General features: G+C 70.9%; 14 protein-coding genes and 1 other annotated feature. Of the genes, 5 read left to right on the top strand and 9 right to left on the bottom strand.

Annotation, left to right across the window (positions count from 1 at the left end):
- Positions 1-702: hypothetical protein (locus Y09_RS17750; protein ID WP_234695604.1), on the top strand; the 702-nt coding region annotated here is incomplete at its 5' end.
- Between the two features lie 159 nt (positions 703-861).
- Here Y09_RS17750 and Y09_RS02815 read toward each other — a convergent pair.
- From Y09_RS02815 to Y09_RS02830, 3 genes are all read right to left on the bottom strand, one after another.
- A protein-coding gene (locus Y09_RS02815; protein WP_234695605.1) for an IS3 family transposase occupies positions 862-2,108 on the bottom strand; the annotation gives its coding sequence in 2 pieces (ribosomal slippage) (positions 862-1,829 and positions 1,829-2,108; 1,248 coding nt in all).
- Positions 1,702-1,830 (bottom strand) — a sequence feature (AL1L pseudoknot). (Overlaps the previous gene by 129 nt.)
- Positions 2,109-2,181: 73 nt before the next feature.
- On the bottom strand, positions 2,182-2,430 hold the full coding sequence (locus Y09_RS02825; RefSeq protein ID WP_053916149.1) for a toxin-antitoxin system HicB family antitoxin: 249 nt from the start codon (positions 2,428-2,430) through the stop codon (positions 2,182-2,184).
- A gap of 2 nt (positions 2,431-2,432) precedes the next feature.
- Entirely contained in the window at positions 2,433-2,993 is a 561-nt protein-coding gene (locus Y09_RS02830; RefSeq protein WP_082358595.1) for a ParA family protein, read from the bottom strand.
- Here Y09_RS02830 and Y09_RS17055 point away from each other — a divergent pair.
- Together Y09_RS17055 and Y09_RS02835 are read left to right on the top strand one after the other, a co-directional pair.
- On the top strand, positions 2,925-3,482 hold the full coding sequence (locus Y09_RS17055) for a hypothetical protein (RefSeq protein WP_148639495.1): 558 nt from the start codon (positions 2,925-2,927) through the stop codon (positions 3,480-3,482). The two genes, Y09_RS02830 and Y09_RS17055, sit on opposite strands and share 69 nt — an antisense overlap.
- A 95-nt stretch (positions 3,483-3,577) precedes the next feature.
- Positions 3,578-3,877: a hypothetical protein gene (locus tag Y09_RS02835; protein ID WP_053916151.1), complete on the top strand. Its 300-nt coding sequence runs from the start codon at positions 3,578-3,580 to the stop codon at positions 3,875-3,877.
- A 19-nt stretch (positions 3,878-3,896) separates the two neighbouring features.
- On the opposite strand, the gene Y09_RS02840 is transcribed toward Y09_RS02835, so the two are convergent.
- Positions 3,897-4,427: a thioesterase family protein gene (locus tag Y09_RS02840; protein WP_010551111.1), complete on the bottom strand. Its 531-nt coding sequence runs from the start codon at positions 4,425-4,427 to the stop codon at positions 3,897-3,899.
- 53 nt (positions 4,428-4,480) lie between these two features.
- Here Y09_RS02840 and Y09_RS02845 point away from each other — a divergent pair, with 53 nt between their 5' ends.
- Entirely contained in the window at positions 4,481-5,416 is a 936-nt protein-coding gene (locus Y09_RS02845; RefSeq protein WP_082358596.1) for an acyl-CoA thioesterase II, read from the top strand.
- A 50-nt stretch (positions 5,417-5,466) separates the two neighbouring features.
- Here Y09_RS02845 and Y09_RS02850 read toward each other — a convergent pair whose 3' ends face one another.
- Together Y09_RS02850 and glgP are read right to left on the bottom strand one after the other, a co-directional pair.
- The gene (locus Y09_RS02850; protein ID WP_053916152.1) at positions 5,467-6,786 is read right to left on the bottom strand and encodes an extracellular solute-binding protein; all 1,320 of its coding nucleotides are present in this window, start codon (positions 6,784-6,786) and stop codon (positions 5,467-5,469) included.
- Positions 6,787-6,827: 41 nt separating this feature from the next.
- A complete protein-coding gene (glgP, locus tag Y09_RS02855; protein WP_053916153.1) occupies positions 6,828-9,392 on the bottom strand; it encodes an alpha-glucan family phosphorylase in 2,565 nt (854 codons plus the stop codon).
- 310 nt (positions 9,393-9,702) lie between these two features.
- Here glgP and Y09_RS02860 point away from each other — a divergent pair, with 310 nt between their 5' ends.
- The gene (locus Y09_RS02860; protein ID WP_053916154.1) at positions 9,703-11,238 is read left to right on the top strand and encodes a hypothetical protein; all 1,536 of its coding nucleotides are present in this window, start codon (positions 9,703-9,705) and stop codon (positions 11,236-11,238) included.
- A 149-nt stretch (positions 11,239-11,387) separates the two neighbouring features.
- Here Y09_RS02860 and ettA read toward each other — a convergent pair whose 3' ends face one another.
- The 3 genes from ettA to Y09_RS02875 all read right to left on the bottom strand — a co-directional run bounded on the left by ettA (position 11,388) and on the right by Y09_RS02875 (position 15,062).
- Complete coding sequence (gene ettA / locus Y09_RS02865) at positions 11,388-13,070, bottom strand: energy-dependent translational throttle protein EttA (protein ID WP_053916155.1); 1,683 nt, start codon at positions 13,068-13,070, stop codon at positions 11,388-11,390.
- A 163-nt stretch (positions 13,071-13,233) separates the two neighbouring features.
- Positions 13,234-13,926 (bottom strand): HAD family phosphatase, encoded by a 693-nt coding sequence (locus Y09_RS02870; protein WP_053916156.1) that lies wholly within the window; start codon positions 13,924-13,926, stop codon positions 13,234-13,236.
- Positions 13,923-15,062, bottom strand: coding sequence for a PDZ domain-containing protein (locus Y09_RS02875; RefSeq protein ID WP_053916157.1), 1,140 nt, complete (start codon positions 15,060-15,062; stop codon positions 13,923-13,925). Before Y09_RS02875 ends, Y09_RS02870 begins: the two co-directional genes overlap by 4 nt.
- Between the last annotated feature and the right edge of the window lie 48 nt (positions 15,063-15,110).

The raw sequence follows: 15,110 nt of genomic DNA on the forward strand, positions 1-15,110 counted from the left end.
GTAAACAACCCCCGTGTCCACGAACCGGGGGTAGGCCCCCACGGCAGAGAATCGGCAACGAACAGCGGCGCAAGCATCTGGACTGCGCTGGCCACGGGGATCAAGTCGGTTCACGAACTGCGTATCTGGCCCCTACTGGCTGCGGTGGCCCTGATCAGCGCAGCAGTGCTTCCCACGGTCGCGGTCGTCATGCCGAGCATGGCCCGTTCGCACGGATGGACCGCTGCCCAAGCAAGTCTCCTTGAAGCCGGCTGGGCCACGGGAACCCTTGTCGTGACGCTGCTGATCTCCTACACCGGCACGATCCCCAAGCAGATAGTCCCGATGGTTGGAGGACCCTCATTGATCTGTGCCGCTCTGGTAGCGCTGGCCCTGCCGGTCTCGGTGCCGGCTGCCATCGCACTGTCAGTCCTCACAGGAGTGGGGACCGCGATCTTCACCACCCATATCGCGCCCACACTTCTTCGAATGGCCCCTCCCGACCAGCTGACCCGATTCCAGTCCCTTATGGCCATCGTCCAGCTCGCTCCGCCGGCACTGCTGAACAGCCCTCTGGCGGCCCTGTCAGGCACAGGACGCAGCTCCATGGCCTTGATCATAACCGCTGGTATGGCCGGGGCTGCGGCCGTAACCGCAGCCCGCGGGCTACGCCGACAGAAGTCCGCCGATACTCCCGAAGAACGCACCGCAGCACCGGATTAAGCCCTCCGACCACCGCTCTGCCGAGCCCGGTACCGCAAGCGATCTGCTCAGATTGCCGGGGGACGGCATCGTTCGGTTGAGAATTTATCCCCACCCGATCCGCGCACAGCGGTGATCCCAGCTCGTGCCGCAGGTGCTCCATGAATCGCCCCGGGTTTGTTAGAGGCTCGCAAGTGCCGCGTCGGCGGGTGCCGGTGCGGGGTGGTTGTGATGGTAGGTGTCCTCGAGTTCGACGGGCGGGATCATGCCGATCTCGCCGTGAAGTCGCCGGTGATTGAACCAGTCGATGTATTCCGCGGTCGCGATCTCGAGGTCGTCGATGTTCTTCCAGGGCCCGCGGTTGCGGACCAGTTCAGCCTTGAACAGCGAGTTGAAGGCCTCGGCCAGGGCATTGTCATACGAGTCGCCGGCGGAGCCGACCGAGGCGGCCGCGCCGGCCTCAGCAAGACGCTCGGTGTAGCGGATGGCGACGTACTGAACGCCCTTATCGCTGTGGTGCGTGAGCCCGGAGACGGCCTGGCCTGCGTGATCGCGGGTCCAGATGCCCATCTCGAGCGCGTCCAACGCGAGGTCCGTCCGCAGCGACTTCGACAGCTGCCAGCCGACCACGCGGCGGGAGAACACATCGATGACGAACGCGGCATACACCCAGCCGGCGAAGGTGCGGCAGTAGGTGATGTCCGCGACCCACAACTGGTTCGGAGCGGTCGCGGTGAAGTCACGTTCGACCAGGTCAGGACGATTATCCGGGCCACGACCGGAGATCGTGGTGCGCGGGCCCTTGGCCCGGCTGACCCCTCGCAACCCCGCGCCGCGCATGAGCCGCTCGACCGTGCAACGCGCGATGACGACGCCCTCGCGGCGCAGCTGGGCGTGGACCTTCTTCGCCCCGTAGACGCCGAAGTTCGCCGCATGGACGCGGTGGATCTCGACCAGCAGTTCGTCGTCGCGTAGTGCTCGCTTCGAGGGTGGGCGGGTCTTGAACGCGTAGTACGTGCTCGGCGCGATCTGCGTGCCCGCTGCGGTCAGCGTTCGACAGATCGGCTCAACGCCGAACTCATGCCTGTACTGGTCGATGTACTCCACGATCAACGCTGTGGGCGGTCGAGCTCCGCCGCGAAGAAAGCCGAGGCTGACCTCAGGATCGAGTTCTCCCTGCGCAGCTCACGCACTTCCTTCTCCAGCTCGACCAGGCGCTGGGACTCGCTCGTCGTGGTCCCGGGACGGTGCCCCTCGTCAACCTCGGCCTGCACGACCCAGTTCCTCAGAGTCTCGGGATTGATACCGAGCTGCTCGCCCACACGGCGAAACGTTCCCGACCTCGTCGATGGATCGCGCCGTGACTGAACTGCCATCCTTGTGGCTCTCTCCCGAAGCTCGTCGGGGTACTTCCTCGGTGCTGCCATGCTCCTCATCCTCCCGTGGATTCAGAGCCTCCACCAGACCCGGGGCGATTCAAAGTGCTGGCATGCTGGATTGTCAGCTTGTCGGGTTGCTGGCGAGCTTCTGGTTGATGGCGTCCTGGATCCATTCCTGGACACTGACGTCCTCAGCGAGGGCGGCAGCCTTCACGTCCTTGTGGAGCGTCTTCAGGAGTCGGATAGTCAGCTTGCTCATCTCATCGGCGGCCTGGGGGGACGGGTCAATGAAGGCGTCCTTGGCACTGCCGGTCGAGCGGGCGTTAGCCCGGGGGCGGGGGGCATAGCGGTCTGCGGGCTTGGTGGCCATGGTCAGAGCACCTCCAGGAGCTTGGTAGTGAGGTCGTCGAAGCGGAACTTGCTGGGGGTGGGGACGGTGCCGCGGAGTCGCCCGATGGGGACGCTGGCGGGGATGACAGTTTCGAATCGTGCGACGCCGCGGTCGTCTAACTGCGCGGCGAAGTCGGTGGCGTCGTTGGTGCGCCCGTCGAAACGGGACAGGAGCACATAGGTGGGAACTTGGGCGGCGGTGACCTCGACGGTGCTCCAGGCGCGGTCGGTGTCCATGAAGCCGGGAGGCGTGGGGACGATGATGAGGTCGGCGACCTTCACGGCTGCGTCCACGACGCTTGGGTCGGTGGGGGGCGTGTCGATGACGGTGAAATCGGTGGTCGGCTTGTAGCTGCGGAGGCTGGCGTGGTTGGCGGGGCGGACTTCGAAGGGCAGAGAGGTGCCGTCTTCGTCGGCGATTCGTGCCCAGTCGGTGGCGGACCCCTGGATGTCCATGTCAAGCACGGTCACGGTGTGCCCGAGGTCGGCGAGCTGGGTCGCGATGAGGATGGCGGCCGTGGTCTTACCGACGCCACCCGCAATGTTGCAAAAGCGACCACACTGGTTGCGACCGCAATTCTTGCAATGACCGCCGGTCTCACGTCAGCCCATGCCGACACCAGCAAAGCTGCAACAGCGAATCCCATCGAGTCGACGTCGGCAACTGATCCATATCAGCAGTCTCTTACCGCAGAAAATGGCACCGTGGTCACCTTCACGCTCGACCCAGCCGAACAGACATTGACCGTCACCAATACTCGGGGAGATCGAGAAGTGGTGACAGTCCCCGAAGACGTCCTGAGGGACCTCACCTCGGACGCGGCCGCTGCCACGCCGGGCGCGATCTCACCCCAGCGAGTGAGCGTCGAGACATGCAAGAACATTCTCTCCGCCGCAGGGTATGCCGATGGCATCGTGTGGACACTTGCGACGATCGCTGCCGCACCGACTCTTGCAGGATCGCTCGTCGGGGCGGGAGCGGGCGTCATCACCTCAGCGATGATCACGGAAGCGGGACGCCTCTGCAAATGAATGAATCCACCCCTGCCCGACAGGGTCAGCACACCGATAGGCGCCACCGTCTCGAACGGTGGTGGGCCGGACTCTCTCGGGCCAAAAGATTCCCGGTGATCGCGGCGTTGATCTTCATCCCTCTGGGACTGATCTCCACCGTGAGCTTCTGCCAGCTGATCCGCGATCCGAGCCTGGCGCCCGGATTTCAGTGGTCCGCGGCACTCCAGCTGGCGACGGGCGTGGCGTGCATCTTCTGGTACCGCTCGCCTGCCAAGAGCAGGCGAGCGGTGCTCGCACATACCGCACTCGGCGTGGCATTTCTTCTGAGCACCGGCTTCGCGCTGTACATAGGGATGCAGGCGCTGCGCGCGCAGGTTCTCGGTGTGGGCCTGCTGCAGGCTGCGGGGCTCTGATAGATGGCCTCCACCGAAGTCAGTCCCGGAAGGTCAGCGGCTCGCCCGTGAAGGCGCGCAGCGACTCGCGGGCCTCCTGCTCGAGGCGGACCGGGGAGCCGGTCTCCGCGTCCACCAGCACCATGACGGTGCGGGCGCGGGCGTAGGGCGCCCTCCCCTCGGGGTCGTCGCGGGTGAGGACGAGATAGTCCGCGGTCAGGCTCGCCCCGCCGATCCGGGAGAGCCACAGCCGCACCACCACGCCGTCGCGGCGGTGGCCGAGCTGACGGACGTACTCGATGCGCTGAGAAGCGATGACCGTGGCGATGTCCGTGTCCTCGGTACCGGCGCCGCTGACCGGCAGGGCGGCGGGCGGCTGCTGCGCCCCGAGCGCGAGCTGATCGGGCGCGGGCTGCCAGAAGGCCGCGATGCGGGCCTCCTCGAGCAGGCGCACCATGGCGGCGTTGTTCACGTGCCCGTAGGCGTCGAGGTCGGTCCAGCGCACGGGGACGGGCACGTCCAGCGGTGCGGGGTGCTCGGGCGTGGCGTCGGTGGTGATCGAGAACTGCATGATGCTCATGCTAGTTCGCCGGACCGGCACGGCATGACCAGTACGATCGGGGCATGACCGCCTCGAACCCCGACCACGCGCGCATCGCCGCGGGCCTCGTCGACCTGCTGGACCTCCGTCCCGTCGATGCCGCGGGGGCGGCATCCTCCCCCACCGCCATCGCCGTCTACGAGGGGGACTCCTCCCCGCAGCCCGGCGGTCACGTCTTCGGCGGCCAGGTGATGGGCCAGGCCGTCACCGCGGTGGGCCGCACCGTCCCGGAGGGCCGTCGGATCCATTCGATGTACTCCTACTTCCTCGCCCCGGGCGATCCCGCGCACCCGATCCGCTTCGAGGTCGACGCGCTGCGCGACGGCGGCTCCTTCTCCGTCCGACGCGTGCTCGCGACCCAGCCCGGCCGCACCGAGGAGGAGGGCGAGCGCACGATCCTCGCCATGACCGCCTCGTTCCAGGAGGAGCAGGAGGGGCTCGAGCACGCCGAGCACGCCCCCGAGGCCCCGGACCCCGAGGGGCTGCCGACGACCGCCGAGGTGCTCGCGGGCATCGAGCACCCGGTCGCCGAGTACTGGTCCACGCAGCGGCCGATCGACATCCGCCACGTCACCGACCCGATCTACCTGCGGCCCGACGCGAACGGCGGCACGATCGACGCGCAGATGGTGTGGATGCGCACCCTCGCCCCGGTGGACGCGGACCCGCTGCTGCACGACGCGATCCTCGCCTTCGCCAGCGACTACACGCCCTTCGAGCCGATCCTGCGCAAGCAGGGCCTGAGCTGGATGACGCCCGGTCTGAGGATGGCGACCATCGATCACGCGATCTGGTGGCACCGCCACGTGCGGGCCGACGAGTGGCTGCTGTACGTCCAGCGCTCCCCCTCCGCCTCGGGCGGGCGCGGTCTCACCCACGGGCAGATCTTCGACCGGTCCGGGGAGCTCGTCGCGACGGTCACGCAGGAGGGCATGATCCGCGCGCCGCGCCGGGGCTGATCCGCCGCGGCGGATCGGGCGGGGCCGTGATCCGTCGGTTCCGCCGCCGGTCAGGACATGACCGTGCGGGCGGCCTCCTGGGCGCGGGGAAGCGCCTCCTCCGCCGTGGTGTCGCCGCGGAACACCTCGGCGATGATCGCGAGGGCCTCGCCGGTCGCCTCCGCGGAGCGGGCCCCGTGCTCGGGCAGGGCCGGGTCCTGCGGCACCTCCACCGCGGAGACGTCCACGCCGACGCCCGCCCAGCTCTCCTCCCACGCGCCGCGCAGGTCGCGGTGCGCGGGGATCCCGAGGCGGTTCTCGGCCAGCGGCCGCTGCCCCTCGACCGAGCCGAGCCAGCCCAGCAGCCTCCCGATCGCCGCGGCGCGGTCCTCGTCGTCGGGATCCACACCGGCGGCCGCGACGGAGTGCACCAGCGGACGGGCGCCCTCGGGCCCCGAGACCACCGGGTGCAGGGTCCACTCGAAGGCGCCGTCGATCTCCTCGACCAGGGTGTGGAGGTCGTAGGTGCCGGTCTGCAGCAGCCCCAGCCGCCCGCCGACGAAGAGGTCCCGGCAGCGGCCGGGCTCCTCGACGGTCTCGGCCGCGGAGGGCGCGAGATGGGAGGAGGCGAGGTCGGCGAGGTACTGGATCGCGGCGACGCCCTGCTCGGTGGCGAGGGTGACGGCGCCCTCCTCGTCCTGCCAGGCCCCGCCCTGCCCGGCGAGGAACGGGCCGAGCACCGAGGAGCGGTCGGGATGGGCGCTGAAGCCGTGGGTGGTGCGGGCGGCGGGGTCGAAGCCCTCGTCCCCGGGATGGCGGCCCTCCCCGTCGGCGGTGAGGGCGGTGGCGAGCTCCCGCAGCGGATCGGAGCCCGCGCCGGGGTCGAAGACCAGCGCGGAGGCGTCCCCGCCCGCGGCGGCGACGAGGCCCTGGTTCGCGATCAGCAGGCTCTGGTCGTAGTACTGGGGCACGCCCCACGGCGTCTCGTCGATCCGGTGGAGGTCGGTGGCGACCTGCTCCCAGGCGGAGCTGTCGCGCCCGACGATCTCGCCGACGTCCAGCAGCACCTCCGCGGCGTGGGTCTCGGCGAGATGGGCGGTGTTCATCCACAGCACGTCGGGCAGGGACCCGGCGGCGACGTCGAGCGGCAGCTGGGTCCAGTAGTCGTCCCAGCTCAGCACCTCGAGCTCGACCTCGATGCCGCTGTCCGCGGTGAACGCGGCCAGCGACTCCTCGTAGGCGGCGCCGGCCGCCTCGCTCCACACCCGCATCCGCAGCCGGTCGCCGTCCTCGAGCTCGGCAGGGGCGCCGCGGGAGCAGCCGGAGAGGGCCCCGACCCCGGCCAGTCCCGTCGCGGCGGTGGTGAGCAGGAGCTGTCGACGGGTCGGCACGGGTTCGGGGCCTCTCTGACGGGTGCGTCGGGCGGTGAGCCTCAGGCGGTGGTCACCAGCCCGAGCTCGGCGCGGGAGGACAGCACCGGATGCTGCGGGGTGACCCGCACTGTGTAGCCCACCCGGCCGGGGACGGCGAGGGCGAAGCGAGCGGCGAAGCGCCCGTCGTCCCCGCGTCGCAGCGGGATCAGCTGCGGATCGATGATCTCATCCCCGTCGGCGACCTCTCCCAGGACCGCCTCGACCAGCACGTCCTCGTCCGCGAGGCCGGCCAGGTCGACCTCGGCCGAGAGGGTGACCTCGGCGCCGGTCGCCACCTGGTCCTCGGTCGTGCCCTCGAGGCGCACATCGCGCACGGCGATCTGCGACCACACCTGGCCCACACGGGCCTTCCACTCGGTGAACGCCCCGGCCAGCGCGGGATTCGCAGCGAAGGCGCCCGCGGCACGAGCGGCCGGGAGGTAGAGCTCGGTGACGTAGTCGCGCACCATGCGGGCGGCGGTGATCTGCGGGGCGATCCGCACCAGGGAGGAGCGGACCTTCGTCATCCAGCCGCGCTGCATCCCGCGCGCGTCGCGCTCGTAGAACAGCGGCGCGATCTCCTGCTCGAGGTTCTCGTACAGCGCCCCGGCCTCGATCCGGTCGCGCTCGACCTGGTCGGCGACGTCCGCGGTCGGGATCGTCCACCCGGCCGCGTCGTCCTTCATCTCGTCCCACCAGCCGTCGGAGATGGAGAAGGTCAGACCGCCGTTGAGCACGGCCTTCATGCCCGAGGTGCCGGAGGCCTCCTCGGGACGGACGGGGTTGTTCAGCCACACGTCGGCGCCGGCGATCAGCACCGAGGCCATGCGGATGTCGTAGTCGGGCAGGAAGACGATCCGGTGGCGCACGCCGTGGTCGTCGGCGAACTGCACCAGCTGCTGGAGGAACTCCTTGCCGGGGCGGTCGGCCGGGTGGGACTTGCCGGCCACGACGATCTGGACCGGGCGCTCCTCGTCCAGCAGGATCCGCTTGAGGCGCTCGGGATCCGAGAGCATCAGCGTCAGCCGCTTGTAGGTCGAGACGCGGCGGGCGAAGCCGATGGTCAGGACGCCCGGGTCGAGGATGTGGTCGGTCCAGGCGAGCTCGGCCTCGTCGGCCCCGCGGCGCAGCCAGGAGTCCTTCACGTGCTTGCGCGCCATCGCCACGAGGTCCGCGCGCAGCGCGTCCCGGGTGGAGGTGAGCTCGTGGTCGGTGAGGGTCGACAGCGCGCTCCAGTCCGACATGGAGGAGACGTCGACGTCGCCGAGCGCCTTCTTGTACAGGTCGTCCATGTGGGCGGAGGTCCAGGTGCGGCGGTGCACGCCGTTGGTGACCGAGCCGATCGGGACCTCGGGCACGTCGAAGCCCGGGTACAGGTTCTGGAACATCCCGCGGGAGACGGCGCCGTGGAGCTTCGCGACGCCGTTGGAGCGCTGGGCGATGCGGAAGCCGAGCTGGGCCATGTTGAAGATGTCGCCGCCCTCCTCGATGCCGAGGGCGAGCGCGGCCTCGACCGGGAGGGAGGGGATCAGGCGGGAGAGCCCGTTCTCGTCGGCGTCGAGGTAGCCGCGCAGCTGCGAGGCGTCGAAGCGGTCGATGCCTGCGGGGACCGGGGTGTGGGTGGTGAAGACGGTGCCGGCGCGCACCTCGGCGACGGCCTCGGAGAACCCGGCGCCGCCCTCGATCAGGCGGCCCACGCGCTCCAGCCCGGAGAACCCGGCGTGGCCCTCGTTGAGGTGGAAGACGGTGGGGGCCGGTCCGCCGGTGATGCGGGCGTACTCCTGCACGGCGCGGACGCCGCCGATGCCCAGGACGATCTCCTGGACGATGCGGTGCTCGTGGTCGCCGCCGTAGAGGCGGTCGGTGATCTGGCGGGCGGACTCGTCGTTGCCCTCGACGTTCGTGTCCAGCAGCAGCAGCGCGACCCGGCCCACCTGGGCCTTCCACACGGTGATCGCGACGTCACGGCCGCCCGGGAGGGTGACGCGGACGGTGAGCTGGGTGCCGTCCTGCTCGAGGACGGGCTCGACGGGGAGGTCGGCGGGGTCGTTGAGGCGGTACTCCTCCTGCTGCCAGCCGCTGCGGTCCAGGGACTGGGAGAAGTAGCCCCACTGGTAGAGCAGGCCGATGGCGGTCAGGGGGACGCCGAGGTCCGAGGCGGACTTCAGGTGGTCGCCGGCGAGGATGCCGAGGCCGCCGGAGTAGATCGGCAGGGTGGGGGTGATCCCGAACTCCATGGAGAAGTACGCGATCGAGGAGCCCTGGCCGGTGCCCTGCTCGCCCGGGACGGTGCGCTGGAACCAGCGGCCGGAGTCGAGATAGGTGCGCAGGTCCCCGACCTCGGAGCGCATCCGTGCGAGGAAGGACTCGTCCCGCGCCGCCTCGGCCAGGCGCCCGGCGGGAACCATGGGCAGCATCGCGAAGGGGTTCTCGCCGCTGTCGACGAAGGCCTGCGGGTCCAGGCTGCGGAACAGGTCGACGGTCTGTCGACGCCAGGACCAGCGCAGGTTCAGCGCGAGATCGCGCAGAGGGGCGAGGGCGTCCGGGAGCTCGGAGGCGACGGTGATCGTGGAGATCGGCTTCATGGCCCCCAAGATACCCGAGCCGGCCCTTCTTCTTGCAGTGGACTTGCGCGTCGATACCGCCGAAGTCCGGGAGAATTTCTAGACCCTCACCAGCGCTGTTGGGACACCTCCCGTTCATCCGCGCGAGTGGCCGTCACGATCTGTCAACCCTCCTGCAAGAACTTTCACCGAACTCCGCTCCCCTCCTCCTCCCCCTGTCGTCCCCGTTCCGCGCGCTCCGCGCCCGCGACGGCGCTCCTGCCTGCCACAATGGGGGCGGCACCGTGGGGGCGGTGCCGTCGACGAGAGCACTGCGCATGGAGGGGCCCGGATGGTCAGCGAGGCAGCGACCGGGGACGTCATGGATCTTCCCGGGATCCCGGAGGACACGATCGATCTCGGGGAGCGGCTCGATCCGGTGCGGACCCTCCTGCGGCGCACCGCGGGTGGGGACCGTCGCGCAGCCGGTGCGCTGCTGGACGTGCTCGGTCCGCGGATCCACGGTCTCGCGGTCCACGTGACCGGCTCCGCCGCCCGTGCCTCGGCGCTCACCGTCAGCGTGCTGCGCTCGTGCCTGCGCGATGCCGCCGAGCTCGCCGCGAGCGGCCTGCCCGGCGAGGCGGCGGTGCTGGACAGGGCCCGACGCGCGGCGCTCGCGACCCGTCCCAGCGGTGACGTCCGCTCGCTGGTCTCCCCCGCCGCCGCGAACGACCGCACCCGTGATCGTCGGGAGGTGGACGTGCTGAGGGTCCTGCTCGGCCTCCCGCTGCCGCAGCGCGCCCTCGTCGAGTCCGCAGCGCAGGGCCGCTTCGCGGCGACGGGGGCCGAGCGGCCGGGAGCCGCGACCGCCCTCGCCGAGGTCCTCGACGCGCTCGTGCCCCTCGGCGGCCCGGAGGACCCGGAGCTGCGGGCCCTGGCCGCCCTCGACGCTCTGGCCCTCGCGGACCCCTCGGAGCGGGCACGGCTGAAGGAGATCGCGCGAGGTCCCGAGACCGCGGGCGTGCACCGCCACGCGATCGAGGCGGCGGCGCGGCTGACGCTCCTGACCGCGGTCCCGCCCTCGCGGGACCTGCACGTGGCCGTGCTCGAGGGCTTCGCCCCGGAGCCGGTCCCCGCCCCGGAGCCCGAGGCGGCCTACAGCGGCGACTACGCGACCCCGGTGCTGGGCACGGACTCGCAGCGCCGCGTGGTGGGGCCGCCCGCCCGTCCCGGTGCCGCACCGGCCGCGGCGCCCGGGGCCGGGACGCCGACCCCGTCGGCCCTGTCGGCCCCGACGCCCGTCCCCTCCGGCGGTGAGCAGGCCGCCCCGGAGGCCGCCCCCTCCTTCGCCTTCCGTCCCGGCGACGAGGCGGAGCGCGGCCGCCGCGCTCGCCGCCGGCGCCGACAGCAGGCCCGCGCCGGGACGCGCCGCACGCCCCCCTGGATCTCCCGCACGCTCGCCGCGCTCCTGGCGGTGACCGCGCTGGTGCTGGGCGGGCTGCTGGTGACCGCCCGCGGCGATCTCGCGGAGGCCGAGGAGTTCACCGACACCTGGGCGACGCTCTCCCTCTCCCCCGAGGCGCAGCTCGTGCCCGGGCTGAGCGACAACGGCACCTGGCAGGCGGTGATCGCGGAGGACGGTGTGGCGCTGCGCGCCGAGGGCGTCGCCGGCTGGGACGGCGAGGTGCTCGAGCTGTGGGGCGAGACCGACGGGGTCGCGCGGAGCCTGGGCGTGCTGGACCTCTCCCGCGACGGCGAGATCGCGTTCACCGCCGACGGGACCGCCGATCGTCTGCTGGTCACGCGGGAGATGGCACCGGGCAGCGGCTCGGGCTCCCCCTCCCCGCGAGTGGTGGCGACGCTCGACCCCGGGATCAGCGGCATCTGAGCGAGGCGCTCGTCGGGCGCGGACCGCGGCCCGGCGTCGGCGCCCGCTCTGCCGCCCGGCCAGGACGATGCCGGGACGACGCAAGGGGCCGATCACCTCGCGGTGATCGGCCCCTTGCGTCGGCTGGACCGGTGCTCCCGGCCCGGACCTCAGTCGCGGGTCAGGCGGCGGTAGGTCACGCGGTGCGGGCGCGCGGCCTCCTCGCCCAGGCGGGCGACCTTGTTCTGCTGGTAGGACTCGAAGTTGCCCTCGAACCAGTACCAGTTCGCCGGGTTCTCCTCGGTGCCCTCGAAGGCGAGGATGTGGGTCGCCACGCGGTCCAGGAACCAGCGGTCGTGGGAGACGACCACGGCGCAGCCGGGGAACTCCAGCAGAGCGTTCTCGAGCGAGCCGAGGGTCTGCACGTCCAGGTCGTTCGTCGGCTCGTCCAGGAGCAGCACGTTGCCGCCCTGCTTGAGGGTGAGCGCGAGGTTCAGGCGGTTGCGCTCGCCGCCGGAGAGCACGCCGGCCTTCTTCTGCTGGTCCGGGCCCTTGAAGCCGAACTGGCTGACGTAGGCGCGCGAGGGGATCTCGACCTTGCCGACCTGGATGAAGTCGAGCCCGTCGGAGACGACCTCCCAGAGATTCTTCTCCGGGTCGATGTTCTCGCGGTTCTGGTCGACGTAGCTGATCTTGACGCTCTGACCGATCTTCAGCTCGCCGCCGTCGAGCTCCTCGAGGCCCACGATGGTCTTGAACAGGGTGGTCTTGCCGACGCCGTTGGGGCCGATGACGCCCACGATGCCGTTCGGCGGCAGGGAGAAGGAGAGCCCGTCGATGAGCAGACGGTCCCCGAAGCCCTTCTTCAGGTCCTTGCCGTCGATGACCTGGTTGCCCAGCCGCGGGCCCGGCGGGATGGTGATCTCCTCGAAGTCGAGCTTGCGGGTCTTCTCGGCCTCCGCGGCCATCTCCTCGTAGCGGGCAAGACGCGCCTTGGACTTCGCCTGGCGGCCCTTGGCGTTGGAGCGGACCCAGTCCAGCTCCTCCTTGAGGCGCCTGGCGAGCTTCTGGTCCTTCTTGCCCTGGACCTGGAGGCGCTCCTCCTTCTTCTGCAGATAGGTGGAGTAGTTGCCCTCGTAGGGGTAGAGGTGGCCGCGGTCGACCTCGGCGATCCACTCGGCGACGTGGTCGAGGAAGTAGCGGTCGTGGGTGACGGCGATGACGGCGCCCTCGTACTGCTGGAGGTGCTGCTCGAGCCAGAGCACGCTCTCGGCGTCGAGGTGGTTGGTGGGCTCGTCCAGCAGCAGCAGGTCGGGCTTCTCCAGCAGCAGCTTGCACAGCGCCACGCGACGGCGCTCGCCGCCGGAGAGGTGGGTGACGGGCTCGTCGCCGGGCGGGCAGCGCAGCGCGTCCATCGCCTGCTCGAGCTGCGAGTCGAGGTCCCAGCCGTTCTGGGCGTCGATCTCGGTCTGGAGCTTGCCCATCTCCTCCATCAGCGCGTCGAAGTCCGCGTCGGGCTCGGCCATCTCCTCGCCGATGGCGTTGAAGCGCTGGACCTTCTTGAACAGCTCGCCCATGCCCTCCTGGACGTTCTCCAGGACGGTCTTGGACTCGTCCAGCGGCGGCTCCTGCAGCAGGATGCCGACGCTGTAGCCGGGGCTGAGGCGCGCCTCGCCGTTGGAGGGCTGGTCCAGGCCGGCCATGATCTTCAGGATCGTCGACTTGCCGGCGCCGTTGGGGCCGACCATGCCGATCTTCGCGCCCGGGTAGAAGCTCATGGAGACGTCATCGAGGATGACCTTGTCGCCCACGGCCTTGCGGGCCTTGTACATCGTGTAGATGAACTCTGCCAATGTGGTGTCCTTGTCGGAGAGCGGTCGGAGTGCTGGTCTCTCACCGGCGCGCCGCAGGGCGGTGCCGCACGGGAGTCGTCGCGATGTCCGACTCTACCCCGCCCGCCCTCGGCGCGACCCGCCCGGGTCCGGCTCGGGCCGGCCCGATGGAGGTCGAACCGGCTCAGTCCGTCGGGACGCCGCGCTCGGCGAGCACCCGTCGGGCGATGCTCACGCCGGGCTCGGTGCCCTCGGGGTGCGGATCGCCGTTGCGGGGCCAGAGGTGCGCGTCGATGCCGAGCGCGCGGGCGGCCTCGACGTTCTCCGCGCGGTCGTCGAAGAAGATCACCGCCGAGGGGAGCCGCACTCCCCCGGTCTCGTGCGCCAGCACGTCCAGCAGCACCTCGTAGATCTCCCGCTCGGGCTTCACAGTGCGCTCCTCGGCGGAGATCACCGCGAGGGTGAAGGCCTCGAACCAGTCGGCCTTCCGCACCGCCTCGCCGAAGGCGGCCGAGGCGTTGGACAGCAGCGCCATGCGCACGTCGTTGCGGGCGAGGTCGTGCAGCAGCGCGCGGGAATCGGGCTCCAGGCGCAGGAAGTAGCGGTTGTCGGCGTCCTGCAGCTCGTCGATCTCCGCAGCGGAGAGCTCCTCCACGCCGGCGGCGCGGGCGACCGCGCCCCAGTACTCGGCAGGGCTCGTGCGGCCGGCGTCGTAGTCGCCGCGCTCGGTCCACAGCGCCTCGCCGACGGCCCCGGCGTCCGCGCCGAGCAGTGCGTGGATGTCGGGGACCGGGTCGTGGCCGGCGCTCAGCACGCCGCCGAAGTCGAAGACGACGGTGGGGCGCTGCGGGGCGCGTCGGCGGTTCTTCTTGCTCATGGGGTCACGTCCTCACAGGTGGGGAGTCCTTCGACGGTGCCGGTCTCGGCGATGGTGGTCGTCGCCTCGAGGGCCTCCTCGAAGGTGCCGACGGCGACGACCTCGAGGCCGTCCGGCTCGTAGCCGACGACCTCCTCGCAGTTCGCGGAGGGGGCCAGGAAGAACTCGGCGTCGGACTCCTCCGCGCCGACCATCTTCTGGCGGATCCCGCCGATGGAGCCGACGGTGCCGTCCTCGGCGATGGTGCCGGTCCCGGCGATGGCGTGCCCGCCGGTGAGGGCCCCCTCGGTCAGCTCGTCGTAGACGGACAGGGAGAAGATCAGCCCCGCGCTCGGGCCGCCGACGTCGCCGACGGCGATGTCGATGTCGAGCGGGAACTCGTGGCCCTCGGCGAGGATCACCCCCATCCGCGACGTGCCGTCGACGAGCTCGGTGGGGACCTGGAGGTCCTTCTCCTCGCCGTCGCGGCGCACGGTCATCTCCACGTCCTCGCCCTCGGGGACGGCGGCGATGAGGTCGCGATAGCCCTGCACGTCGCCGGCGGTCCGCCCGCCGACGGAGACGATCACGTCGCCGCCCTCGAGGGTGCCGGCCGCGGCGCCGTCCTCCTGGACGCCCGCGATCATCACGACGTCGCGGTACTCGATGTCGAGCTCGTCCAGGGCGACCGCGACGGCGTCCTGCTGGGAGGTGCTCATCGCGGCGGTGTTGGTCAGGGAGGTCTGCTCACGGGTCTGCCCGTCGGGGAATACCGCCTCGCGCGGCAGCACCATCTTGGAGCGGTCGAACCAGGCGGCGACGACCTCGACGGGGGTCACCCGGTAGCCGGGCCCGCCGTCGACGGAGACCGTGGTCATCATGAGCGAGCCGTCGGTGGGGTGGGTCTCGGCGCCGTCGATGACGAGGATCTCCTCGTCCTCCCACTCGCCGAGCACGTCGATGGCGGGGCCGGGCCGCTCGATGACGTAGGGCACGGGGAGCAGGGAGCCGCCGAGGATCATCGCGCACAGCAGCACGAGCATCGTCAGGGCGAGCCGGGGCCGGGCGAGCTGCGCGTCGTCGATCGCGCGCGCGGCCGCCGCGCGCACCCCGCGGCGGCGGGCAGGGGGCGTGGGGTCGTCGGTCACCCGGCCCATTGTGCCGCACCGGGCGGGACGGTCAGCGCGCTGCCGGGGTGCGGTCGG

The organism is Brachybacterium sp. SW0106-09 (assembly GCF_001293905.1).
GTDB lineage: Bacteria > Actinomycetota > Actinomycetes > Actinomycetales > Dermabacteraceae > Brachybacterium > Brachybacterium conglomeratum.